Origin of the sequence: Akkermansia sp. N21169, assembly GCF_029854675.1 — a bacterium.
Lineage (GTDB): Bacteria > Verrucomicrobiota > Verrucomicrobiia > Verrucomicrobiales > Akkermansiaceae > Akkermansia.
Genome location: NZ_JARWNC010000039.1, coordinates 336,832 through 360,792 on the forward strand (window position 1 = coordinate 336,832; position 23,961 = coordinate 360,792).

Below are 23,961 nucleotides of genomic sequence, written 5' to 3' on the forward strand. Positions count from 1 at the left end.
GGTGGAAGCTCTGTTGCGGTTATGCCATGACTTCGGCGCAACGGTCACACAGGCCGGATTTGCCGAGGGGTTCATAACGGCGGCAGCGCGGGCACATGGCATGCACTGTTTTGGACGCTGTAGCCGCCAGGTTTTCTCCAGTGCTGACCTTCAGGTCGGCGATGATGAAGAATTCCGTGGAGAAGATGCGGTCTTCTAGAAGGCTGACGACATCTTCGCTTTCATTGGCGGGGACAGTGAGCAGGATGTCCGCTTCATTGTTTTTGGTGAACGTCTTGGCTTTGATCTGTTCTTCGATGGCGATCTGGATGACGGCTTTGATGTCCTGAAGTCGGGCGATGGTGCCGGAGGCTTCCCTTGCGGCAAATGCGGAGAAGGTTTCCGGGAAGTCCTGCAGGTGGACGCTGCTTTCGTACCCGGCGTGTTCCCAGGCTTCGTCTGCCGTATAGACGAGGATAGGGGCTAACAGGCGGCAAAGGGAGCTGAAGACATGGAACATGACCGTCTGAGTGGATTTCCGACGGATGGAGGTAGCGGCATCGCAGTACATCCTGTCCTTGGTGATATCGACGTACAAGGCGGAGAGGTCGCTGGTACAGAACTGGTTGACCGTGTTGAAAACCTTTCGGAATTCAAACGCTTCATAGGCTTTGCGGGATTCCTCAATGACGCTGTTGAGGCGTTCCATGATCCAGCGGTCGAGGATGGGCATTTGTCCGGGATCGACAGCGTCGGTGGCCGGGTCGAAGTCGGAGATGTTGCCCAGGAGGATGCGAAGGGTGTTACGGAGGCGGCGGTAAGGTTCCGTGACCTGTTTGAAGAGGTCTTCTCCGAAAGGAACTTCGTTTTGCCAGTCCACGGAGGAGGCCCAGAGACGGACGATGTCAGCACCGTATTTGTCGTAGAAATACTTGGCGTCAGTAGGTTTGCCGGAGGTCTTGGCATCGGATTTGGATGTTTTTTTACCGGTATCCTTGTCGACGACAAAGGCATGGGTCATGACGGTCTTGTATGGGGCGGTGCCGCGCCAGGCGACGGAGAGCATGAGCGAGCTTTGGAACCAGCCACGATGTTGGTCAGTGGCTTCAAGATAGAGGTCGCACGGAGCATGCAGTTCCGGGCGTCCTTCGAGAACGGCGACGTGCGAACAGCCGGAGTCGATCCAGACGTCCAGCGTGTCGCGGCCTTTGCGAAGGCCGGTACCGAGCCCGAGGCGGGAGCAAAGTTCCTCGTCGGAGAGTTCGAACCAGATATTGGAGCCTTTTTCTTCTACGAGGTCGGCTACCCGACGTACGATTTCGCCTGAGAGATGTGCCTGGCCGTTTTCATCGAAGAAGACGGGCAGAGGGATGCCCCAGGTACGCTGGCGGGAGATGCACCAGTCGGGCCGGGCTTCGACGGTGCCGTAGATGCGGTTGCGCCCCCAGGCCGGAAGCCACTGGACTTTGTCGATTTCTTCGAGGGCGGTCGGTTTGAGTTTGTCCATCGAGATGAAGAATTGTTCGACGGCTCGGAAGATGATAGGCGTTTTGGAACGCCAGCAATGGGGGTACTGGTGGGAATAGCTTTCCTTGCCCAGCATGTGACCGTTGAGCATGGTGATAATATCGTCTTCCACGGAGAAGACATGTTTGCCGACAAGGGAGGGGATTCCGACTTCATCAGTGTATTTCCCGTCGTCGTCTACGGGGGAAAGTACGGGAAGCCCGTTCTGGCGACCGACAATATAGTCATCGGTTCCGTGACCCGGAGCGATGTGGACGGCACCCGTACCGGTGTCCGTGGTGACGAATTCCGCCATGACGATTTTGGACGTACGAGGAAGGAATGGGTGGGAAGCCTCTTCTCCCTCCAGTTCGGCCCCTTTGAATTCGCAGATGGTTTCCGCCAGTGCCCAGCCAGTTTTGAGGGTGAACGTTTCAATGGCTTCCTTCAGGAGGATCAGAGTTTGTACCTTGTCTTCCTTGATGAATTTACCGGCGACGTAAGTGAAGCGGGGATGCAGGGCGATGGCGACGTTGGAGGGGAGTGTCCACGGGGTGGTTGTCCAGATGACGATGGAAGCATTTTTGAGACCGAATTTGCCACCGAGGATAGGGAATGCGACAAAGATGGATGTGCTGGTGATTTCCTTGTATTCCACTTCGGCTTCGGCCAGGGCGGTGTAAGCTCCGTAAGACCATTGAACTGGTTTGCGGCTTTGATAAACGGCTCCCATGTCAACGAGTTTGGCAAAAACGCGCAGGATGGTAGCTTCGTAGGCAGGATCCATCGTCAGATAGGGATGATCCCAATCGCCAAAGACCCCCAGACGGCGGAAGGAGTTGCGCTGGATATCGATAAATCCTTTGGCAAACTCCGTACAACGGCGGCGGATTTCCGCCGGGTCGAGATCCCGGGCTTTTTGGACGACTTTAAATTCGATCGGCAGGCCATGGCAGTCCCAGCCGGGGATGTAGGGGGCAAGGTATCCGGCCATGGTCTTGGATTTGATGACCATGTCCTTGAGAATTTTGTTGAGGGCTGTGCCCATATGGACGTCGCCATTGGCGAAGGGAGGGCCGTCATGAAGAATGAACGTCGGGGCGTTCTGTTCCTGGCGTCGCTTGATAATGTCGGAGTAGAGTCCGGCCTTTTCCCATTTTTCGAGGCGTTTGGGTTCGTTGAGTGTCAGATCGCCCCGCATAGGGAACGTCGTATTGGGGAGAAGAATGGTGTCCTTATAGTTTTTCTCAGGCGCGCTCATGGCGCAAAAGACTACCAGTCATGTCCATCAAGGTCAATCACCGGGTACAACATACTTCCCTCTTGAATTTCATCTACTTGACGCTCTTTTTCCTGACAGAGAATACGTGACTGTTTGGTGTTGTTGATGATTGCAGATCAAGGTGTACGATGGGATATGCCCGGAATGCCCGGTTGACAGGCTCTTATTCGTGCTTTAGGATACCAATCATGGGATTTGAAGTTTGCTGGGAATGGAACATACCGGGTACCCCTTGTCCGGGAGCGGCCGAGGCGTTTGCCCATCTTGAAACGGGACGCGAAGGTTTTTTGATATGTACGGTTGGCAATCATGAGGTTGGATACGGATTTATCCAGGCTGCATTTGATGACAGCGGTTACTATTTGGAGGCGGCTATCGACGAAGGTGGCGGAAGGAATGCGATTTATTCCTGTCCCGGGGATCCCGGGCTTGAAGAGGTCAAAGGTTTGATGATGCGGTTTGCCGACGGTCAGGATTTTTCCTTTATCCGCAAGGAGTGGAAGTACGAGTCTTCCGTGGAGAGGCCGTTTCACCAATACGATGAGGCTTCCCAGGAAGTAGGGATGGGGGTGATCATGTCCCATATGCTCATCAAGGGAGCCGTTTTTGTGCTCCTGCTCGTTTTTCTTCTCTACTGGCTGTATCAGCTTTTCATTGGGAAATAGAATCGATTACGAAGAGTTTCTTCCCGGATTGAGGATGAGAATTTTGAGGAAGAAACAAAAAAGGTCTTTACAAAATGGCGTGAGACGGTATCTTCTGCCTCCCGAAGTCAACCCTAACTACAGGAGTTATATACGATGAAAGTCCTTTCTTCCCTCGCCTCTATGAAGCGCCGACACGCTGACTGCCAAATCGTGAAGCGCAAAGGCACGCTGTACGTAATTTGCAAAAGCAATCCGAAATTCAAAGCTCGTCAGGGCGCAACGGCAGGCACCCGTCTGAGCAAGAAGGGCGTGAAGTAAAATTCACCCTTCTGCCCATTAACATTCTTTTCAAAAGAGGCCGGTGTCCTGTGACCCCGGTCTCTTTTTGTTGTTTCCATCTTTTGTACCATGACCGAAGAACGAGTCGAAACAAGTTTCATGACTTTGTCCGCTCCCTTTGCGTTGGAGAACGGAGAAGTGATTCCCCAGGTGCAGCTTGCTTATGAAGCCTACGGGACTCTGGCTCCGGATGGAGACAATGTGATTTTGCTATTTCATGCACTGACAGGCAGCCAGCATGCGTATGGCTGGAACGATTGTGTCCCGGATATCGGTACATTGTGGCAACCGGAGAATTACGAGGGATGGTGGAATTCCATCATTGGTTCCGGCAAGCCTCTGGATACGGACAAGTATTACATCATTTGCGCGAATTACTTGGGCAGTTGTTATGGTTCGACCGGTCCTGCATCTCCTCATCCGCTGGACGGCAAGCCTTGGGGTTCGCGTTTTCCCCATGTGACGGTGCGCGATCAGGCCCGTTTGCTGGCATACCTGCTGGATACGATGGAAATTGACCGGGTCTCCCTGGTTGGTCCGTCGATCGGAGGACTGGTGGCGTTGAGCTTTGCCGTTCAGTTTCCGCAGAGAGTGAAGTGTCTGATTTCAGTGGGATCGGGCTATCGGTGCAGTATTGAACAGAGGTTGTCGGTATTTGAACAGATTCTGGCTATTGAACTGGACCCCGATTTTAACGGAGGGGATTATTATGATGGTCCAGCACCTTTGCGTGGGCTGGCTTTTGCCCGTATCATAGGACACAAGGCATTTGTCTATCAGGAAGGTTTGGAAGCCCGGGCTCGCCGTGAGGTGGGCAGTGACTGTGGCATGCTCTCCTGGCTGAAGCCGACGCGCAGTACCCAAAGCTACATGCTGCATCAGGGGACAAAGTTTGCCTTGCGGTTTGATGCCAATTCTTATATCCGCATTGCGGATATGTGGGGGGAATTCGATATTTGCGAGCAAATGGGGACGGATGATTTTACGAAGGCACTGGCCCCCTGTGCCAGGGAAGAAATCCCTTTCCTGGTGTTTTCTATTGATACGGATTACTGTTTCCGTCCGGATGAGCAGAAAGAGTTTGTCCGTTTATTGAAAGAGGCCGGGGTTCCGACGGAATTTCACACGATCCACTCCGACAAAGGGCATGATTCCTTTCTTTTGGAACCGGAACTCTACGCAGAGCCGATCCGACGTTTCTTGCAGGTTTGACTTCTAAGGACTCTAAGGTTCTGCGTTGACTCGGATTGGACTTCATCTGTCTGTTTCCTCCTGTTGATTCATTTATTTCAGACAATGAAAAAGGGCTGCTCCGATGTGGAACAGCCCCTTGAAAATTGGCAACCAGTACGGGAATCGAACCCGTGTTGCTCGCGTGAAAGGCGAGAGTCCTAGACCGCTAGACGAACTGGTCGTTGAGTGCGTGCGCAGATTAAACACGAAGTCTTTCCGGAGTGCAAGATATTTTTTTAAAGAAAATGATTTTTTAATGTGAATAGTCTCTGGCTCCGAAAATAGCCGTTCCAACGCGGACAAAAGTAGCTCCTTCTGCGATGGCTGCTTCGAAATCATGGCTCATTCCCATGGATAATTCCTGGATTTGTCGGGAGCCCGAGGCGTTGAGACGTTCTTTAAGTTCTCTGAGCTGGCGGAAGTAGGGGCGAGCGTCTTCCACATTGTCTACCGGTGGTGGGATGCACATAAGCCCGCGGATGTTGAGGTGTTCCAAGTTGCATAGGGCGGGCCAGGATGTTTCCAATTCATCGGGGTGAAATCCGAATTTGGATTCTTCTCCACCTACATGGACTTCAAGGAGTACATCTTGAACAATGGAAAGCTCCCGGGCAACGGAATCCATGTATTCTGCGAGTTTAAGAGAATCTACCGTATGAATCATGGCGGCCTTGCCGATGATTTTGCGGACTTTATTGCGCTGAAGCGGACCGATGAGATGCCACTGCGCATCGCTGGGAAGGACGGGAATTTTGGAAAGTGCTTCCTGGACTTTGTTTTCACCGAAGAGTCGCTGTCCGCATTGGTAGCATTCCATGGCGTCTTCGACGGGGAATGTTTTACTGACGGCGATGAGCTTGACGGATCCGGGGAGGCGACCGTAACGTGATTCCGCCTGGCGGATGAGTTGTTCGATATGTTTCAGATTATGGCCGATACTCATAATGGAAAGCAATCAGTTGAGGAAGGATAGTCTGGGCGCTGTTGAAATAAGTGCATGGTAGGGGGAAAGCCCTCGGAGGATGGTATTCCATAGGGTTTCGTCATGGATATAGCTGAGCAAGTCGGGGGGGCAGGGGATTTGTATCCAGGCCATGAGTTCCAGTTCTTTTTCAAGTTGGCCGGGACTCCAGCCGGAGCTTCCGATAAAGGCACGGATGAGGGTCCCCGGCGTTTGGGCATGTTCAAGGGCTTCTTCCGCAGAAATTTGCATCCGGTAGAAGAGTTGCCCGTCATGGGCGGTCAAGGCGGCGAAGGTGAGGTTTTTCGTCATTACCGGTCCGCCGACGAAGACATCGACGTGGTAAAGTTCTCTAGGTATGGGAGAGGAGGAGCCTGCGATCTGTCCGACTGTTTTTCCGAACGGGCGATTGAGGATGAAGCCCAAAGCACCTTGTTTAGCGGAATAATCCACCAGCAGAATGACGCTGTGCTCGAAGATGGCATCTCCCATGGAGGGAGATGCCAGAAGTATGCTGCCTGTCAGTCGTGATTGGGGTGTAGAGGACTTGCCCATGGGATGGGGGAGGAGGGCTAATGCGTTGGCTTCAGATTGAAGACAAAGACTTCAAATGGATTGAGTTTTAATTCGATTTCTTTGTCGGGATCAATGGTTTTGTTGGTGAATCCGGACAGTTCCCTCTGGTCATCATAAGCATTTTTGATTTGGAACTGTGTTTTCACATGAGGAGGAAGATCGAGGATTTTTCTCAACGTCGTTTTGATTGTTTGTTCCTTGTCGTCTGGATTGCGGAGAGCAAAGACGGCTTTCTGCGGCGACCATGAAGCCCAACCGTAGATTTCTGCCTGCTTCGTTTGTTCATTCCATGGATTCCCGCCGACCCAGTGGGTGTCATCAAGGACATCGGCATTGGAACGGAACCATTTGATGCATTTGACGAGTTCGTCCCAAAGGATTTCGTTTTCCCCCAGAGAATCCATGAGATCATGATCAATGTAGAGTTCCTGAATAGCTGAGCCGCATGCAAATGCACAGCGCATTTCGCGTTTGATTCCTTCGACGTCTTTGGGCATGGAGCCCGGTGCTCCATTCTTGGTGATCATAAGACCATGGGTCATCATGGAATTGATCGGGCAGAAGGGAGCTCCTTCGACGAAGACTTCGTGGACGGTGGCATCGCGGTAGGTAATCCATTTTTCACGGCTATCGCCTTTGCCTGTATTCCCCCAGTCTCCCTTTTGTCTCCAGATGGAGTCGGCAAACCGGAACCAGAAGGGGGATGCCCAAGTGCCGACAGTACAGTTGATGAAAAGATCTCCGCGCTGTTTCCGAAGGTCCTTGACGAGGGTGAGAATTCCTTCCGCATCTTCTAGACGCGAGGTATTCGGCCCGGTGGCATGTGCCATAGTACTGATGCCGTCAAACTTGAAGTAACGCATGTCGTAATCGTGCACCATTTGGGAGCACCTGCCGAGGAAGGCATTATAATATTCCGGATCGGCTAGCTGAAAATTGTTAATTTTGTTGCTGGGGTGAGTTTTGTTCCAGTGATCAAGCCTGAGTTGCTTGGAGGCTCCGTAACCGCCGACCGGACCGAGCCAGGCTCCGACTCCGGCTTTTTGGGAGACGGCCATGGCGTTCAGTTTTTTAAAACCGTTTGGGAAGCCCTTGTGGAATCCCCACAAGCTGTTGAAATCATCCCAGCCATCGTCCCAGACAAAGGCATCAATGTTGACGCCGCGTTTTTTATAGAGTTTTTCGTTCCATGCGTTCACGACATCGATACATTGCTGCTCGGTCATGCGCTTTAATGGATCGGGATTGTCATTACTGTTGATGTTCAGTTCATACCAGGAGTTGTAATGGATGAACGGACGATACGATACGGCTTTTTCACGTTCGAGATAGGCGAGGAATGAACGCCTTTCCTGTTCCGGGGCAAGGAGTCCGATGACGGAGGATACCTCCCAGACGCTTCCTTTGTGCAGGGTTGCCTGGCGGATCCATTTACCCTGGGCCATCTGAGCCTTGTCTTTGACGTCGTCGGGAGCGTTTACAGCAGGTTCAATAGTGTTGAGGGCCATCGGGGTTTCCAATGCAGCAAAGATTTTGGGGCCGACCAGAAGCGGTCCTCGCGTATTGCCGCTGATGGAGATGCCTTCTCCCGATTCCGCATCAGGCAGGATGTTGTATTGCATTCCGACGATTTCTTCCATTTCCGTATCTTTTGCGGAAGAAATGACCATTTCCTGCCTCAAATAGTGGGAACCGTTCCGCAGAATGGCCCTCCAAATGACACGGATGTTTTTATCGGGCGAGGTGAAGGTTGCCGCGAGTGCCTTTCCGGGTTCTTGACCTGCCAAATTGAGAGCCTTGGGGTTGGCTTTGATGTCGGTGAGAACCGGGCGACCAACCAGGGTCATTTGAGAAGCGGACAGTGTCGTGCCATCCTTGAGTTTAATGATGAAAAGTTCTCCACCCGGGGCTGCGATGGGTGTTTTGCCGGCTTTTAATCCTTTAAATTGGAGTTTGCCTCCGGAGTAGGAGAATTCGGCCTGGAGAATATTGTTGCCGAGGAGGAATTGACCGGAAGAGGATGTGATCTTTGCTTGTCCCGGTTGTTCTCCCGGGAATTGGACTAAGGCGTGGAGCGGCATTGCCAAGGTCGCCAGAGAAATCATGGCAAAGAATGAAACGGGGATTAATTTCATGATGAGGGAGTTTTGAATACTGTTGGTATTTTATAGACGAACTAGTCATGGAATGCAACTTTGCACACGAAAAATCGAAGGGTATTAAGTTATTTGATAGAAAAAAGGTCTGTGACGATTTCGTCGACAAGGAGTCGGCCTTTGCCTTTTAAAACGAGGCTGTCTTCTGAAGCTGAATGGAGAATGATGGCCATGTTTTCATCTATCAGATTGGTGATGAATGCTTCTGTACGAGGGGGGACCCATTTCATGGGAACCCCTGTGTCGGTGCGGAGGAGCAGGGCTACCCGTTCCAGGAGAATGTCCTCTTCTCTCAATCTTTCCGTTTCGGAATCGGGCACACCATGTTCCAGTGTGGAGCGGATGTAGGCGTTCGTATCCATCGTATTTTGGATGCGGCTGCCTCGGATGGTACTGACGGCTCCGGGGCCAATGCCGATATAGTCGTCTCCCTGCCAATAGCCGAAGTTGTGTTTGGAGAGGAGGTTGTTTCGGGCGTAGTTGGAAGTTTCGTAATGGCGGAAACCGGCATCTGTGAGAATGGTGTCAGCCAGTTCGAAGTAGTCGGCATCGTGTTCCGTATCCTGATTAATTTCCCCTTTGGCGAGGCTTTCAAAAAAGGCGGTGTCTTCTTCGTAGGTCAGGTTGTAGGCGGAAATATGTTCCGGGTTTGCTTCGACTGTTTGCAGGAGGGTTTGTTCCCAGAGTTGGAGAGTTTGTCCCGGGATGGCAAACATGAGGTCGATGTTGATCTCGGGGATGCCGGCTGTTCTTAGCATTTCCAGGGAATGGAGTGCGATTTCAGGGGTATGCGTTCTGCCCAATACTGCCAGGATTCTCGGATCCCAGGATTGGATGCCGAGGGAAACTCGATTGATTCCCATATCTTTCCAGGCTCGGACTTTATTGATTGTGAATGTGGTTGGATTGGACTCAAAGGAGAATTCATCCAGCGACGCAATATCGACGACATGGTCGATGCCCTGGATGATTTTCCCGAGATGGGAATTGGATAGCATGGACGGAGTCCCTCCCCCGAAGTAGAGTGTCCGGGGTTCATGTTCGGGGGAATTTTGCAAATCGTCTTTGCGTGATTCGACTTCGCGAAGCAGAGCCCGGACGAATAGATTCATGTCCGTGGAGGCCGGTGTATGCTTGTAGAAGGAACAGTAGGGGCAGATCCGGTGACAAAAGGGGATATGAACGTAGAGATGCATGCTGGCGATGGAATCAGGAGTCTTTTTTATCCTTGGTTCCCTTGAGGAAGTCTTCTGCCTGCTTCTTCATGAGCGTCCTTACTTCGTTGGCTGCGGTTGAATCGGCATGTTTTAAGTAATGTCTGGTGAGGCAGTCGTAAAAGTCGGTAATTTTTGCCTTGTCGTCCTTCAATGTATAAAGAAGGTCCTCTGGACACTTGTCGATCATCTCTCTAAGCCATGGCACTAGTTCCGCACGCGGCATGACCATGGCGGCTGCGTTGATTTCGAGAGTCAATTGTTCGGGAGTTGTTTTCAGTTCTTTCTTCTTTTTACTCTTCGAGGCGTTTTTATAGAAGCGGACTATTTCTTTGAAGCCGTAGTTGATGCTGTTAACGATGGGTTTGTAGCCCTGTGTCATGGCGAGAGCAACCTGGTATCCTTGCTCCTTGTCCGGGTAAGAACTGTTTTTAGCTTCGGAACGCATCCAGTCCATGACTTTACCCCATTCGCTCTTGGTGTAATTGGGCAGGGGTTTGTCGGAGGCCAGTTCGAGCATAGCGGACCCGAGCGTATCCGTGTATTCATGGGCCTGATTGTTAAGGCGCTGCTTATAGTTTTTGGGGGCTTTTCCCATTCTTGGGTTGGATTTCATGCGTTGCCAGAGGCTGGCGACGCGGTCTCCGGGCGGGATTGCCTTATTGATGTTATCGATGCAATCCATGGCGGCTTTCATGTCTCCCCCAGCTTTTTCGAATCGCGAGTACCATGCTTCCGTATAGAATGGATTGATTCTGACGACTTCCGCGAGCATATTTTTCTGGATTTCTTCCGGAGCTTTTTCTTCGAGTGCCATTTTATAGATGTTCATGGCGATCCTGCTATCTGTCCATGCTCCGTCTTTGAGGTTCATGCTTGCGGCAAGACCGACATGGTATTCTCCGCAGTTGTTTCGCGGTCCTTCATTGTCGCAAAGATATTGTCCTCCAAATGTTTTTTTGAGGGGAGCAACGGATTGATCGATGGACAGAATACTGCCTCCTGCTCCGTAATGGTAGGTCATCAGGTTGGCGTGGATTGGTTGTCCGGCCGGGGAGGCGGGGCTTCCCATGGCAATGTGGGACGTGCGGGCGATGGTGGACATGGTACCGCACATGCCGCCAATGTGGATGAGACCGGGGTAGGACATATAGTTCCAATCCGGATTGGGATCCATGGAAAACAGAGCGGGAGGTTCCGGATCGCTGACTTTACGGTAAGGGCCATAGCGCCAGAGACGAGGCTCTCCGTATTTGCCCAGGTAACGGTCCCATACGTATTCGCATTCACGGATGGGGCGGGTTTCGCTCAGGGGAAGCATAGCGAGCCACGGAGTACAGTCCAGAGGGACTCCGTTCCATTCGACGGAATGGTTTTTAACGTCGCGCATTTTGCCGATACCTTCGTATTTGGAGACGAGGTATTTGAAGAATTCGGCCGGGCTGGGGAATCCGTCCCTCTTGCTTTTTATTTGGCCCGAGAGGATCATGTAGGATTTTAAAACACTGAGGATGTTGTCCTTGGTGACTCCTTTATCGGCCAAATCCTTGACAGTGGTTTCCTTATTGATCCACGCCTGTTTTGCCGTGATGTTTTTGGAGGCAAGGTAGTTTTTGACAGCTTCGAATTGTTCTGAGTTTCCCGAGTCCGGATTGGGACCGTAGTAGTTGATGGGGGGCATGCCGGCGATGAAGACATCAGCAGGCGAAGCCCATTGAGGAGAGGTCGGCAGGGTATTTCGCAGGTTAAGTCCCGCTTCCCCCATGTTATATTGGACGTTATAGAAGACTTCTCCCATACCGCAAAAACGTCTGCCGATGGCGAATGCAATAACCATCTGATCATACTTGGTGGCGTTTTTTTCTCCGACCGCGTTGATGAGGATGTCCGCATTGGTGGCAACGCTGGGATCGGGGGGGTAGAAGTTGGCAAAGATTTCCTTCTGATGTTTGGTGTCTGCCAGCCATTTCTCGAAGGTAGGAGAAAATTTGGCTTTGCGTTTTTCCAAATACTCTCGGACGAATTTTTCTGCGTAGGTGGTATAGGCATTAAGAATAGCCTCCGTCATGGCTCCCTTGCTTTTACCGACGGCAAGCATAACGTTTTTCTTGAGTTGCTGAAGCTCCGGCGATGGACTGAGATCGGGTTCCGGTTCTTCCTCGACAACCGGGGCGGGAGGCGGCTCCGGTTCTGGGATTGGTTCTGGTTCAGGAATCGGTTCTGGTTCTGGTTCGGGCTCGGGGACAGGCGGCGGTTTAGGTTTGGGGATCGGCGTGGGAGCCGGGGTATTTTGGACGACAGGCAGAGCTTCCTGTGGCTGGTTCAACATTTTGTAACCGAAGAATCCCGCAATGCCCAGACAGAGGAGAATAATGATCGCAAGAGCGCCGCCTCCGGATTTTTTCGGTTTGTAGGCAACAGGTTGTAATGGCCGGGCCGGGGTTCCTGCAATATGCCCGCGTTGAAGTGTCGGCTTGTTCCTGGGAACCTGTGGAGATGCTGGCGCGATAGACGGCGCGTTTGCTTCTTCCTGGAGATTGTCAGGGGAGTGGGTGATATACAGGATAGTTCCGTGGGAGTGTTGTTCGGTTGCTCCTTGTCCGTAATGTGTTAAGAAAAGTTTTTTTGCGGCTGCCAATTGTGGTGCCATGGCTTTGTTGAAAACGAGCTTGATCCCGTCATCGGTGCGTCTGGTGCAGTCCTGGGGACAGAATTCCCGAATGAGCATGGGAATGCCTTGCGGGGTGATTGCCCTGTAGAGGTGGTAAAGTTCCGTTGATTCGACAACGGAGACGATTTGGAAATCTTCCAGAAGAGTATCCGGTGCGAGGGGGGGGACGGGGAAAGACATCATGAGAGGAGACAACTACCGGGAAACTTATCATTCCACTTTTCATCTGACAATGGGAAAAGTCACAAAGGCCATGAGACATAGGAAGAACGACATGCATCTATCCTATGGGTCGCTGAGAGTACATGACGAAGACAAAAAAAGGTTCCTCGCCGTGAGCCGGCAAAGGAACCTTCTGAAGGTGAGGCGAATGGTTGAGGAGTGTGTTATTCGTCCTTACCTTTCATGTTTTCAATAAATTCTTTTTCCTGTTTTTTTACGAGTTCCCTTATTTCAGAGGCCGATCCGGAATCAGCCAGTCTGATATAGTGAGCAGTGAGACAATCATAGAATTCCGTAATTTTGGCACCGTTGTCTTTACGTTTGAATTGCAGATTGGGAGGGGAATCATCGATCATTTTCCGAAGCCATGGGACGGATTCTTCCGGAGGAAGGACCATGACGGCAGCATTGATCTCCAGAGTCAGCTGGGTCATCATCTCTTCAGGCTTTTTCTTGGGAGGGCGGCGATTCTTGGATTTGCTCTTCAAGTGGCGGACGATTTCCTTGAAATCATGATCGACGCTATTGACAATGGGCTTGTAACCCTGCGTTTTGGCGAGGGCTATCTGATAGCCTTGTTCCTTATCAGGATAGATGCTCTTCTTGGCAGCGGAGCGCATCCATGTAAGCACTTTTTCCCATCCGCGCTTGTCGTATGTGGGAAGAGGCTTTTTCATGGCCAGTTCGATCATGGCGGAGCTGAGTGTGTCCGTATATTCGAAGGCCTGGTTATTGAGCCTGTCCTTGTAATTTCTGCTGGCTCTTCCCATTTTGGAGTTGGTTTTTTTACGTTTCCAGAGGTTGGCGACACGGCTGCTGTCAGGGATGGCTTTGTAGATATCGTCAATGCAGGACATGGCGGCAGCTAGGTCTTCTCCCCGGCGTTCGAAGACTGTGTACCAGGCATCGGTGAAGAACGGGTTGAGCTTGAGAATGCCTTGAAGAAGGGTATCCAAAACTTGGTCGGGTACTTCTTTTTCTTTGGCCATTTTGTAAACATTCATGGCCAGACGGCTGTTCATCCAGTCTGCATCGTCCAGATTCATGCTGGCAGCAATACCGACATGGTATTCACCGTTGCCGGCACGTTTGGTGGTCGTATCTCTCAGGTAGAGGGGGCCGGTCGTTACCTTGAGAGTGTCGACGGACTGATCAACGGTCAGGATGCTGCCGCTGGCATTGTAATGGAATGTCATCAAGTTGCCGTGTCCGGGTTGTCCGGCGGGTGGTGTCGGGATGCCGAGTGCAATGGACGCATCGCGGGCAATAAGCGACATAGTCCCGCAAACGCCTCCGACATGAAGGCAACTAGGATAGGCATCGTAGCTCCAGTCGGGATTGGGATCCATGGAAAACTGGACAGGAGGATTCGGTTCGTCGTCTCGGCGGTAGGGACCGTAGAACCACATTCTGGGTTCTCCGAATTTGCCGAGGTAGCGGTCCCATACATATTCGCATTCGCGGATGGGGCGGGTTTCGCTTAGAGGAAGCATGGCCAGCCAGGGTGTGTATTCCAGTGGTACTCCCTTCCATTCGACCGGGTGGTTTTTGACGTCCCTCATTTTTCCGATGCCTTCGTATTTGTTGACGAGGTATTGGAAGAATTCAGCGGGAGGAGGGAAGGCGTCCCTCTTGCGCTTAATCTGTTTGTTGCGGTAGAGATGTTCGTGAAGGAGGCTGACAATGTTATTTTTTGTGACACCTTTGTCGGCAAGGTCCTTGACGACAGTTTCCTGGGAAACCCACGCCTGCTTGGCAGTCATGTTTTTGGCAGTCAGGTAGGCGGCAAGCGCTTCGTAAGCTTTGTCGTCGACGCTGGCTGGATTGCTGCCGTAGAAGTTGATGGGAGGCTTCTTCGCGATAAAGAGGTCGGCAGGGGATGCCCAGTCTCTGGAGCCGGAAGCCGCATTGAGGTACCATTGGTGGTATTTGCCCTCTTTGCCCATATCGAAGCTGCCCATGCCGACATGGCGTCTGCCGACGGCGAAGGCAATGACCATTTGGTCGTACTTGAAGGCATTTTCACCGACGGCGTTGATCAGGATGTCTGCGTTGGTTGCGACACTGGGATCCGGTGGATAGAAATTGGCGAAGATTTCCTTCTGGTGCTTTGTTTCCTTCATCCATTTTTCAAAAGCCGGCGAAAATGCTCCCCCTCGCACGGTGATATATTCCCGGACGAAATGTTCCGCGTATTGGGAGTAAGCATTGAGGACGGCATCGTTGATAGCTCCTTTGCTTTTGGCAAGAGCCAGGATGACATTTCTTTCCAGCTGCTGAAGGCTGTCGGATGGATTGTAAACGGGTTCCGGCTCAGGCTCGGGTTCCGGCTCAGGTTCGTCGGGTTCCGGCTCGGGTTCTGGCTCGTCCTTGACGACGGGAGGCGCCACAGGTTTTGGTTTGGGCTTGGGGGGAGGGGTGTTATGGACGACCGGCACAGGAGGAGGCGGTTCCATGTTCATGATCTGATACCCCAGATAGGCGATAAGAGCTGCCAGACCGAGAATCACGGCAGGCATGAATCCTACACTGCTTCGTTTGGGCTTGTAGTCGACAGGTACGGCTGGAAGGGGGGCGTTTTCTGCTGCCTGGGGTACTGCTGATGCCCTTTTTCTGGTAGCGACGACGGGTGTCTGCTGGGGTGTTTGGATAAAGAAAATGGTTCCCAGAGCAGAGATCTCCATGGAACCGGAGGCATATTTGAGCGTAAATTCGGATTTAGCCTGAGAAATGGCTTGGCTATTGGCCGAAGAAAAGACGAGCTTGCCGGAATTTTCTTCTCGGCGAGCATATTCCTGTGGACAGAATTCACGAATCAATACGGTTTCACCCTGCGGGGAAACAGCTTGATATAAATGGTACAACTCTGTCGATTCCTGATGGGCCGAGATGCGGTACCCTTCCAGGAGGAATTGAATAGGGAGTGGGGATACATGATGAGCCATGAAGCGGATGATCTATCTTTCCGGATAGTAATATGAAGATGCGGCAGAGGCAATGGCAAATCACGTCTCGTTGACGATGTATATCTTGTATTGTGATTCAATCCTTTGGGCTGGAAGAGAAATGAATCCATCCTCCATCAATGGTATCTCCTTGTTCTGGTGGCGTCATGGTGCCGATGATGGTCAGAGGAGTATGGGGGAGATTGCGTCGGATTTGTTCCAGCAGCGGCAATTTGCCGGGAGGAATGGTAAAGAGGAGTTCGTAATCTTCACCGTCTCTGACAGCCTGGCGGGGTGAGCAACCATTTCTGCAGGGGAGAAGGGTTTCGTCTATCCTGAATCCGGTTCCTGAAGCCCGAGCCATGCGGGGCAGGTCGGCGGCGAGTCCATCGGAGATATCCATCATGGCCGAGGGGATGCCGGCTTCCCGGAGAAGGATGCCTTCCCGGATACGCGGAGGGAATGTTAAGTGATGACCGGAATGGAAGGTGTCTCCCAATTCTCCGGTGACGACGATCAGGTCTCCCGGAGAGGCGTGACTTCTGCAAATAGCTTGGCCTTTGGGAACCTTTCCGGTTAGGGCGATGCTGAGGGCAAGGCCGTCCGTTGGCAGGGATGTCGTTTCACCTCCTGCGACAGAGACGTTCCATTCGCAGGCGAGTCGGGTGAGTCCCTCGTAAATGTCTTCCAGGGTTTTCATAGTCCGTTCCGGATGGATCATGACGGTAACGAGGGCATGTTCGGGGGAGCCCCCCATGGCGGCGATGTCGGAGAGGTTCCGGGCGAGGGCTTTTCTTCCGATAAGGCCGGGAGACGTTTCCCGGGTGAAGTGGATACCTTCGACAATGCAGTCGGTTTTGAGCAGGGTGTCGAATTCGTGGTCGCGGGTGACGACGGCGCAATCGTCTCCGGGGCCGACCAGAAGGCTGTCATTGCCGGGCAGATAAGGTAAAAGTCGGTCTAGAATTTCCTCTTCCCCCAGTCGGGCCAGTGTTTCCGGTTTCATCAGCTTTGGAAGTAGGGGATGATGAACATATGGAGAACGGTCAGGAAATTGAAGATGGAATGTGTGACGATGGGAACCAGTAGTGTCTTGGTCTTTTCGTAAAGAAAGATGAGTAGCAGGCTGAAACAGGCCAGAGGAAGAGATTGAACCAGGTTCAGGTGAATTATCCCGAAAAACAGCGATGTGGCGGTTATGGCGATGATACTCCCGGTGTAACGTTTCAAATAGGGGTAGATGAACCCTCGGAAACACAATTCCTCGACGACAGGAGCGATGAAGACGGCACTTACGGCTATGGCAATCTTTATATGCAGGGGGCCGTTTTTCAGAGTATCGACAGTGGTTTGGACGAGTGGTGATTCCAGTTTCCCGGCGAGCCATGCGGATAGTCCGGTATCTTGGTAGGCGACCAGTAGCAACTGCATGAGAATGATGACTGCTGCAATGTAGAAAATTTGAGGGATGGTTTTCCACTTGGTCCAGCCGGCCATGGAGGACATGTGGGCTGAACTGAGGCGTTTGAAGAGGACGATGGCGATGATAATCTGCGGAATGGTCGAAATAATCATCCTCTCGATATCGATTGTTCCTACTTTTTCTCCAGGCATGTTAAATGCACTGAGCGGCGTCAGGGCATAGAAGAGGATGACCAGAGTAACGATCAGGATATCTCGGGAGGAAAATTGCTTGACGGGGATGCCGTATTGAGCCGGCCTCCAGGACGGATGCCAGCTGAAAAGGAGGGGCAATCCTTCTATAGCGAGGAGAAGAATTGCCGCCATCCATGAAGTGAACTGGGCTTCAAACGGGCTCATTGTTCGCTGACGAGAGAACCTGTCGCATAATGTTGAGGCAGCATGTAGGGAACGCCTGGACGAAGCTGGGGTAGGGAGGCGTTGCCGATTTTAACGGAGATGTTTTTACTGGTTTTGGCTTCCATAGACAACAGGGAGAGGAATTCGGCAAATCCCCTCTTTTCTTCCAAAAGGATGACTTTGGGATCGGTTGTCCCTCCAAGATCGCCGGCTTTCGCAATGGCGTCGCGGAAGTATCCGAGTTGGTCGACAAGTCCCAGTTTTTTTGCATCGGCACCGGTGAGGATACGTCCGTCGATAGCGTGATCGGCTTCGAGTTTATCCTTGGCAATTTTACGTCCGGTAGAAACGAGGTTGACGAAGCGGGCATATGTCGCATCGACCATTTCCTGGACGTAGGCTTTTTCCGATGTGGACATCGGGCGCATCGGAGAGAGCATGTCCTTGAAGGCTCCGCTGGTGAAAACCTGATTGCGGATTCCCAGTCTGTTCATGCCTTCTTCGAAGTTAATCCCAGAGATGATGACGCCGATGCTGCCGGTCCACGTTGTCGGATTGGCTACAATCCAGTCCGCATGGCTGGAGATGTAGTATCCTCCCGATGCGGCAAGAGTACCCATCATGACAACGACGGGTTTGCGGGCCTTTTCCCGGACGCGTTCGATCGCGTCATAGATGATGTCGGAAGCGGTGACTTCTCCTCCTGGGGAATCAACCCGGAGGATGATGGAGGAAATATCCTGGCGATTGGCAGCATATTCCAGAAGGCGGACGATCGTGTCGCAACCAGCGGTGTCGGACGAGGAATCCCCCGAGGTGATGACTCCGTTGACGTCAATGACGGCGATGGTTTCCCGGCTCCCTTCATTACCGTAAAGGAGACTCTCGGAAATATTGTTTTTCTCTTTGAGTGTCGATGCGAATTCTTCAGAATTGATCTGTCGGCCTAAAGCACCGAAGATTGCAATAATACAGATAATGGCCAGGGCTACGACACAAGTAAGAATGGCGAGGGAGACCAGGCAGCCGGACAAAAATCCTTTGGATGATTTGTGCGATGATGGAACGGAGGATTCTTCACTCATTTGCGGGTCAGCCTAGTCTATTTGCCGGGGTTTTCCAGAATAAAATCTCGTTTTGCAAATGGAATTGCCCGGAGAATCGAAATAAGCTTTCCTTGACTCTCTTTTTTTGTTACATCGCATTTCGTCTGCTATGAATATTCAACCTAAAATCACACCTGTATTGGACCCGGGCTTTGTCCCCGCCGTTCTGTGGAACCGCGCTTATGAAGCCAAGGTTGCCGCAACGGAAGGTTCCCGTCAGCTTGATATTGCTTTGACTCGTCAGGATGGCACTTGCTTCCGCTGGAGTGGCCGCATTCTCCCGCATACCGGAGACAATGTTGCCCTGAACAAGACATACGTGGAACGTATCGTCAAGTTCCTCCTCTGGCAGAAGGGTGGCAACATTATTCTTGTCGCCGGAGACGATGCCATTGCCGCCATGCTGGCCGATTGCTACAGCCCCACCGGGGAACGCGCATTCGACTGCGATTTCATCGGTACCAAAATTTATGGTGCACCGATTACGGTGAAATCCGTTTCCATTGAAGATCTTCCCAAGGAAACGACGGATTCCGTCACTCTCGGTCGCAATCTGGATGGTTACCGTATCGGTTTCGACCTCGGTGGTTCCGATCGCAAGTGCGCCGCCGTTGTGAACGGTGAAGTTGTCTATTCCGAAGAAGTTGTATGGGATCCCTACCACCAGACCGATCCGAACTACCATGTCGAAGGCATTGACGATTCTCTCAAGCGCGCTGCGGCTCACCTTCCCCGTGTGGATGCCATTGGTGGTTCTTCCGCAGGTGTCTATGTGAATAATGAAGTGCGTGCCGCTTCCCTGTTCCGCGGAATTAGCCCGGAAGACTTTGAAAAGCACATCCGCCGCGTGTTCTTCACTCTCAAGGAACGCTGGAACAATATTCCCTTTGAAGTCGTCAACGACGGCGAAGTGACTGCTCTTGCCGGAGCCATGGGAATGAATGACAATGCCGTTCTCGGTGTTGCCATGGGTACCTCCGAAGCCGCCGGCTACGTGGATCCTGAAGGACATATTATGCCCTGGCTCAATGAGCTTGCTTTTGCTCCCGTGGATTATTCCTCGGAAGGCGGTGTAGATGAATGGTCCCAGGACATGGGGGTAGGTGCCATGTACTTCTCCCAGCAGGCCGTTGCCCGCCTGGCTCCTCGTGCCGGGTTCGAATTCGGCAGCATGCCTTACCCGGAACAACTCAAGAAGGTGCAGGCCGCCATGGCCGAAGGCGATGACCGCGCCCGCAAGATCTATGAAACGATCGGCGTGCATTTCGGCTATGCCATCGCTCACTATGCGGACTTCTATGAAATCCGGAACCTTCTCTTCCTGGGCCGCGTTGCTTCCGGTGAAGGAGGACAAATCATCATCGACAAGGCTAATGAAGTCCTTGCCGCCGAGTTCCCCGAACTCAAGATCAATCTCTGCGTGCCGGACGAAAAAACCAAGCGCCATGGGCAGGCCGTTGCGGCTGCTTCACTGCCCAAGATCGGTTAATTGATATTCCCTGAGGTTCCTCTCTGGGAACCGTATGATGAAAAAGCCTGTTCTGTGTAATTCGGGACAGGCTTTTTCGAATTTGATGCAGGAGAGGTTCATAGGCGAATTTTTTATATCGTCCGTTGACGGAGCTCATGGTATGAAGTTGTCAGACGCATTCTCTGATATAACGAATGGTCTTCCGGCATGTACTATGAGTGACGATCCTACCAGCAATTCCCCGAATGAGCAGATGATGTGTCCGCATTGTGGGTACCCGATGAATATTTCCGGATTGAGGCCATTTTCTAAAGTCGACTGTCCGGCCTGTGGTCAGGGAACCCGGGTGCATACCCAGTTGGGGGTGTATCGGATTTTGGATTGTGTCGGCAGGGGAGGGATGAGTGAAATTTTCCGGGCTGAAGATACGATTCTCGGTCGCATTATTGCGTTAAAAATTCTGAACGAAAACTATTCTTCCCAGAAAGATCGCGTAGAAAAGTTCGAACAGGAAGCTCAGATCATGGCCAAGGTTCGCCATGAGAACATTGTCAAGGTCTATACGGTCGGGCGTGCTTTTGGTCATGTGTTTATTGCGATGGAATTGGTAAATGGGCGTGATCTTGAGACGCTCATGAAGCTGCGTGGCGAACCTATCCCGGAACCGGAGGCTCTGGAAATTGCTCTTCAGTCGGTAGAGGGCCTGATGGCGGCTGATGACGCCGGTCTTGTACACCGTGACGTCAAACCGGCTAATATTCTTTTGGATACATCCGGGACATGCAAAATCGTCGATTTCGGTCTTTCTTTGCTGCAATCGGAAAAGGATGATTCGGAAGAGATTTGGGTAACTCCTTATTATGCATCTCCGGAAGCCCTGCGGCGTGAATTGGAAGATTCCCGATCCGACATGTATGCCCTGGGTGTGACTCTGTTCCAGATGTTGTCCGGAAAGACTCCTTTTGAGACGATTCCCAGTTCCGTTCATGCATTGCTGGATATCAAGAAGAAGATTCCTTCCGTTCGGCGGGTTGCTCCGGAATTGTCTCCGATGACCCGTCATATTGTCGATAAGTTGATGAACTTCGACAAGGAAAAACGCTATCAGTCATATGCTGAACTTCGGGATGATCTGATCCAGGCTCATGCGCTTCTTGCCTCGGAGGACGGAGATTGGAGGGTCAAGCGATCCAGTCTTATCAGGAGGTACAAGAGGAATCGTTTCCGCATGATTGCTGCGATTTGCGCTGGGGGGATACTCTTGGCCGGAGGGATTGTGTTTTGGATAACGAGCCTTCAAAAAGTTTCTCAGACGGATGTTCCTCCCATTGTCAAGGAGGAGGAGAAAGCCCCTGTTGTTCATATGATGAACGGAGAGGAAATAGGGCAAGCCTATTTGCATGCCGAAGAAACGCTGAAATCCGGTTATCTGGATGATGCCCGCCGGCAGTTTGAACGCCTGTTGGATGAACAGCGTTGCCCTCTTGCAACGGCGGCCTGGTCGGCATTGAATGCCGCCTATGCCTGCTGGATACTCGGGGATGACCACCACGGGCGTTTTCTGATGCAGCAAATGGTGGGCAGAGTGGAAAAAAATGGAGAATCTGCCGAAGCGAAAGGGAGTGCCGTCGATGTCATGGAGTTAATGAAGGCATTGCTGGCTTCTTCCCAAGAGGAGAATGTCCGGAATTTTGAAGCGGGTGATCCGATGCTGTTATATTGGCTTGTCGGTTCGGGCTTGAAAGCATGGAAGGAGGGTAACATTACCCGGGCAGCTTCTTTGTTTGCCAGGTTGGAGGAATTATCTCAGACAGAGGGGGAGGGGATATCCGGCAGAACCTGGAATAATCTTTTATCTTCGTATATTCAGGATGCTGCCTCTGTGAAAAAGTTGATGTCTATGCCGGACGAGACATTACCGCAAGCCCGTACCAAATTGGACGGCTTGATGAATCCGCCCGATCAGCAAAGTCCGGGGACTGCGTACAAAAGAATTCTTGCAAGTCTGGTCAGGCAGCAGGAGGCCCATGTCCTGGATTTGAAGGAAAGATCGAGGGATGACGGCGATCTTTCGCCATCCGGGCAGGATTCTTCCCGGCAGAAGGATCCCGAAGATCAAGGCCAGCCTCAGGAAGATGAACAGGCTCGTATTCAGCGTGATCGCGAGCAGGAAGAAATCCGCCGTGCCCAGGAAGCGGAACGGCAGCAGGAGGCTGAACGACTGAAGCTTCAGGAACAAACCCTGCAGAAGAACCGAGAAACTGTCCAGAAGGGAGTGGTCAGGGCGGTTGAATTGATGGAAAAGTCCTGGAATTTCTCTTCGGCAATGGAGGAGTTGCGCAAGGTGGAAGAATTCGCCGTTCATGACGATTCGTTGAAGGGCCGGGTACAGGCATATCTGGAAATGGCTTCTCTGGCGGATGGGTTTATGGCGAAAACTCTGGAACAGTCTCTTCGCCTGCCTCAGCCCAAAAGGCAGCTCGCCTTGCAGGATGGAACGACGGTGCAGCTACAGGGGTATGACAAGAGCAAGAATCTCATCACCGTGATGACTCCAAGTGGACGTGTTTCGCGCCCGGCGCATGACCTGGGGATTCATACGATGATTCGCTTGCATCGTGCGTGTCTGGCGCAGTCTGGAGCCAAACCCGCCGAGGAGAGACGGCGCCATCGGGATGCCCTTGTTTTTATGTTTTTGGCGGGCGGACGCGAATCTGCTGTTTCGACCATGGAAAAATGGCTTCTGTCCAGCCCGGATAATACGTTGGAATTTATGAACCAATGGCAGGGATGGATGATTGCCTTGGATGAATGAAACAAGTAGGTTCGGATGAAAGGGCTTGCCGCTTGTCGAACGGCAGTTATGATCTTGACATTGATCTCTCCATGAAAAAGCTGCTTTTGTTTCCATTTTTTCTTGTTTGTTGTATAGCTTTGAGTGCTTGCTCCGGCTTTTATGGGTCGGTGGTTTCCGACCAGGTACAGAGGACCGAATCTTTGGTGACTATTCTCAAGGGTGTTCAGGATAAAGCTTCTGCCGACTCTGCTGCGTCCGGCGTTTATATGTACCGTCATTCTCTGGAGGAAGTACTCCAGGGAATTGTCAATGCGGGCAAGCCTTCCATGCTCGACCTCCTGCGGTTGAAAAACCAGTTGACTGATCTGAAAACGGGCCAGTCAAGCAAGGATCTGATCAGTCAGTACATTCGTCTTTCGACAGTCGATTTTTACGGTTCGGCAGAGTTGAAGAATGCTTTCCGTCTGGGGGTGTCCCAGGCATGATGGAATGACAGGATGGAGTGTTTTGACGATGAAAGAATCGTTTCTTCCCGTTGAGGATGAAAAGGCCCGTGTTTTGCTGCTCGGATCGTTGCCGGGCGATGCTTCGTTGTCCCTGGCGGAATATTACGGTCATCCTCGCAATGCCTTTTGGCCGATTATGGGGGAGTTGCTCGGATTTTTTCCGCAGTTGCCCTATGAGGCTCGGTTGAATTTTTTGAAGCTCAGGGGGATTGCCTTGTGGGATGTGGTATCGCGTGCATACCGGAGAGGGAGCCTCGATTCGGACATCCGGGAGGCGGAACCGAACGATATTCCTGCCTTGTTGAGGCGTTGCCCGGGGATTGTGCGCATCGGTTGCAATGGCGGTGCGGCGTATACTCTGTTGAAGAAATTTTATCCGGAGTTGTTTCGGAACGAAGTGTGGGAGATCGTCCGCCTTCCTTCCACCAGTCCTGCGGCGGCTATGATCAGCTACTCGGCAAAGCGGGATGCATATGCCTCTTTCCTGAAAGAGTTGATAGGGGAGACGGAATAGTTCCGTTCCCGGTTG

Annotated in this window: 17 protein-coding genes and 1 tRNA gene; 7 read left to right on the forward strand and 11 right to left on the reverse strand. The window is 52.0% G+C overall.

Annotated features, from left to right (window positions below):
- Positions 1–19: 19 nt before the first annotated feature.
- Entirely contained in the window at positions 20–2,746 is a 2,727-nt protein-coding gene (ileS, locus tag QET40_RS09140) for an isoleucine--tRNA ligase (protein WP_280126867.1), read from the reverse strand.
- A 209-nt stretch (positions 2,747–2,955) separates the two neighbouring features.
- Between ileS and QET40_RS09145 the strand changes: the two genes are divergently transcribed.
- The 3 genes from QET40_RS09145 (at position 2,956) to QET40_RS09155 (ending at position 4,965) form a co-directional block, all read left to right on the forward strand.
- Positions 2,956–3,432 (forward strand): hypothetical protein, encoded by a 477-nt coding sequence (locus tag QET40_RS09145; RefSeq protein ID WP_280126868.1) that lies wholly within the window; start codon positions 2,956–2,958, stop codon positions 3,430–3,432.
- 135 nt (positions 3,433–3,567) lie between these two features.
- Positions 3,568–3,732, forward strand: a complete 165-nt coding sequence (gene ykgO / locus QET40_RS09150) for a type B 50S ribosomal protein L36 (RefSeq protein ID WP_065529996.1) — start codon at positions 3,568–3,570, stop codon at positions 3,730–3,732.
- A gap of 90 nt (positions 3,733–3,822) precedes the next feature.
- Positions 3,823–4,965, forward strand: a complete 1,143-nt coding sequence (locus QET40_RS09155) for a homoserine O-acetyltransferase (protein WP_280126869.1) — start codon at positions 3,823–3,825, stop codon at positions 4,963–4,965.
- 126 nt (positions 4,966–5,091) lie between these two features.
- Here the strand turns inward: QET40_RS09155 and QET40_RS09160 are convergent.
- The 10 genes from QET40_RS09160 to sppA all read right to left on the reverse strand — a co-directional run bounded on the left by QET40_RS09160 (position 5,092) and on the right by sppA (position 18,637).
- Positions 5,092–5,167: transfer RNA gene (locus QET40_RS09160), tRNA-Glu, on the reverse strand.
- A gap of 72 nt (positions 5,168–5,239) precedes the next feature.
- The gene (locus QET40_RS09165; RefSeq protein ID WP_280126870.1) at positions 5,240–5,929 is read right to left on the reverse strand and encodes a YggS family pyridoxal phosphate-dependent enzyme; all 690 of its coding nucleotides are present in this window, start codon (positions 5,927–5,929) and stop codon (positions 5,240–5,242) included.
- A gap of 12 nt (positions 5,930–5,941) precedes the next feature.
- Entirely contained in the window at positions 5,942–6,502 is a 561-nt protein-coding gene (locus tag QET40_RS09170; RefSeq protein ID WP_280126871.1) for a YqgE/AlgH family protein, read from the reverse strand.
- 17 nt (positions 6,503–6,519) lie between these two features.
- The gene (locus QET40_RS09175; protein WP_280126872.1) at positions 6,520–8,658 is read right to left on the reverse strand and encodes a hypothetical protein; all 2,139 of its coding nucleotides are present in this window, start codon (positions 8,656–8,658) and stop codon (positions 6,520–6,522) included.
- A gap of 89 nt (positions 8,659–8,747) precedes the next feature.
- Positions 8,748–9,875 (reverse strand): radical SAM family heme chaperone HemW, encoded by a 1,128-nt coding sequence (gene hemW, locus QET40_RS09180; protein ID WP_280126873.1) that lies wholly within the window; start codon positions 9,873–9,875, stop codon positions 8,748–8,750.
- Between the two features lie 13 nt (positions 9,876–9,888).
- Positions 9,889–12,747 carry a hypothetical protein gene (locus QET40_RS09185; RefSeq protein WP_280126874.1) on the reverse strand — a complete coding sequence of 953 codons (2,859 nt, stop codon included), beginning with the start codon at positions 12,745–12,747 and terminating at the stop codon, positions 9,889–9,891.
- A 203-nt stretch (positions 12,748–12,950) separates the two neighbouring features.
- Positions 12,951–15,731: a hypothetical protein gene (locus tag QET40_RS09190; protein WP_280126875.1), complete on the reverse strand. Its 2,781-nt coding sequence runs from the start codon at positions 15,729–15,731 to the stop codon at positions 12,951–12,953.
- A 97-nt stretch (positions 15,732–15,828) separates the two neighbouring features.
- Positions 15,829–16,737, reverse strand: coding sequence for a thiamine-phosphate kinase (thiL, locus tag QET40_RS09195; RefSeq protein ID WP_280126876.1), 909 nt, complete (start codon positions 16,735–16,737; stop codon positions 15,829–15,831).
- The gene (locus QET40_RS09200) at positions 16,737–17,552 is read right to left on the reverse strand and encodes a CPBP family intramembrane metalloprotease (RefSeq protein WP_280126877.1); all 816 of its coding nucleotides are present in this window, start codon (positions 17,550–17,552) and stop codon (positions 16,737–16,739) included. Before QET40_RS09200 ends, thiL begins: the two co-directional genes overlap by 1 nt.
- Positions 17,549–18,637, reverse strand: coding sequence for a signal peptide peptidase SppA (gene sppA, locus QET40_RS09205; protein WP_280126878.1), 1,089 nt, complete (start codon positions 18,635–18,637; stop codon positions 17,549–17,551). Before sppA ends, QET40_RS09200 begins: the two co-directional genes overlap by 4 nt.
- A gap of 130 nt (positions 18,638–18,767) precedes the next feature.
- Here sppA and QET40_RS09210 point away from each other — a divergent pair, with 130 nt between their 5' ends.
- From QET40_RS09210 to QET40_RS09225, 4 genes are all read left to right on the forward strand, one after another.
- Positions 18,768–20,147, forward strand: coding sequence for an ROK family protein (locus QET40_RS09210; protein ID WP_280126879.1), 1,380 nt, complete (start codon positions 18,768–18,770; stop codon positions 20,145–20,147).
- A gap of 196 nt (positions 20,148–20,343) precedes the next feature.
- Positions 20,344–22,944 carry a serine/threonine-protein kinase gene (locus QET40_RS09215; RefSeq protein WP_280126880.1) on the forward strand — a complete coding sequence of 867 codons (2,601 nt, stop codon included), beginning with the start codon at positions 20,344–20,346 and terminating at the stop codon, positions 22,942–22,944.
- 119 nt (positions 22,945–23,063) lie between these two features.
- Positions 23,064–23,411: a hypothetical protein gene (locus QET40_RS09220; protein ID WP_280126881.1), complete on the forward strand. Its 348-nt coding sequence runs from the start codon at positions 23,064–23,066 to the stop codon at positions 23,409–23,411.
- Between the two features lie 28 nt (positions 23,412–23,439).
- On the forward strand, positions 23,440–23,946 hold the full coding sequence (locus QET40_RS09225) for a DNA-deoxyinosine glycosylase (RefSeq protein WP_280126882.1): 507 nt from the start codon (positions 23,440–23,442) through the stop codon (positions 23,944–23,946).
- Positions 23,947–23,961 lie beyond the last annotated feature (15 nt).

Coding starts and splice junctions, on each gene's coding strand:
- QET40_RS09155 (WP_280126869.1), top strand. CDS start 3,823: ATGACCGAAGAACGAGTCGAAACAAGTTTCATGACTTTGTCCGCTCCC.
- QET40_RS09175 (WP_280126872.1), bottom strand. CDS start 8,658: ATGAAATTAATCCCCGTTTCATTCTTTGCCATGATTTCTCTGGCGACC.
- thiL (WP_280126876.1), bottom strand. CDS start 16,737: ATGAAACCGGAAACACTGGCCCGACTGGGGGAAGAGGAAATTCTAGAC.
- QET40_RS09200 (WP_280126877.1), bottom strand. CDS start 17,552: ATGAGCCCGTTTGAAGCCCAGTTCACTTCATGGATGGCGGCAATTCTT.
- QET40_RS09165 (WP_280126870.1), bottom strand. CDS start 5,929: ATGAGTATCGGCCATAATCTGAAACATATCGAACAACTCATCCGCCAG.
- ileS (WP_280126867.1), bottom strand. CDS start 2,746: ATGAGCGCGCCTGAGAAAAACTATAAGGACACCATTCTTCTCCCCAAT.
- QET40_RS09215 (WP_280126880.1), top strand. CDS start 20,344: ATGAGTGACGATCCTACCAGCAATTCCCCGAATGAGCAGATGATGTGT.
- sppA (WP_280126878.1), bottom strand. CDS start 18,637: ATGAGTGAAGAATCCTCCGTTCCATCATCGCACAAATCATCCAAAGGA.
- QET40_RS09190 (WP_280126875.1), bottom strand. CDS start 15,731: ATGGCTCATCATGTATCCCCACTCCCTATTCAATTCCTCCTGGAAGGG.
- QET40_RS09170 (WP_280126871.1), bottom strand. CDS start 6,502: ATGGGCAAGTCCTCTACACCCCAATCACGACTGACAGGCAGCATACTT.
- QET40_RS09225 (WP_280126882.1), top strand. CDS start 23,440: ATGAAAGAATCGTTTCTTCCCGTTGAGGATGAAAAGGCCCGTGTTTTG.
- ykgO (WP_065529996.1), top strand. CDS start 3,568: ATGAAAGTCCTTTCTTCCCTCGCCTCTATGAAGCGCCGACACGCTGAC.
- QET40_RS09210 (WP_280126879.1), top strand. CDS start 18,768: ATGAATATTCAACCTAAAATCACACCTGTATTGGACCCGGGCTTTGTC.
- QET40_RS09145 (WP_280126868.1), top strand. CDS start 2,956: ATGGGATTTGAAGTTTGCTGGGAATGGAACATACCGGGTACCCCTTGT.
- hemW (WP_280126873.1), bottom strand. CDS start 9,875: ATGCATCTCTACGTTCATATCCCCTTTTGTCACCGGATCTGCCCCTAC.
- QET40_RS09185 (WP_280126874.1), bottom strand. CDS start 12,747: ATGATGTCTTTCCCCGTCCCCCCCCTCGCACCGGATACTCTTCTGGAA.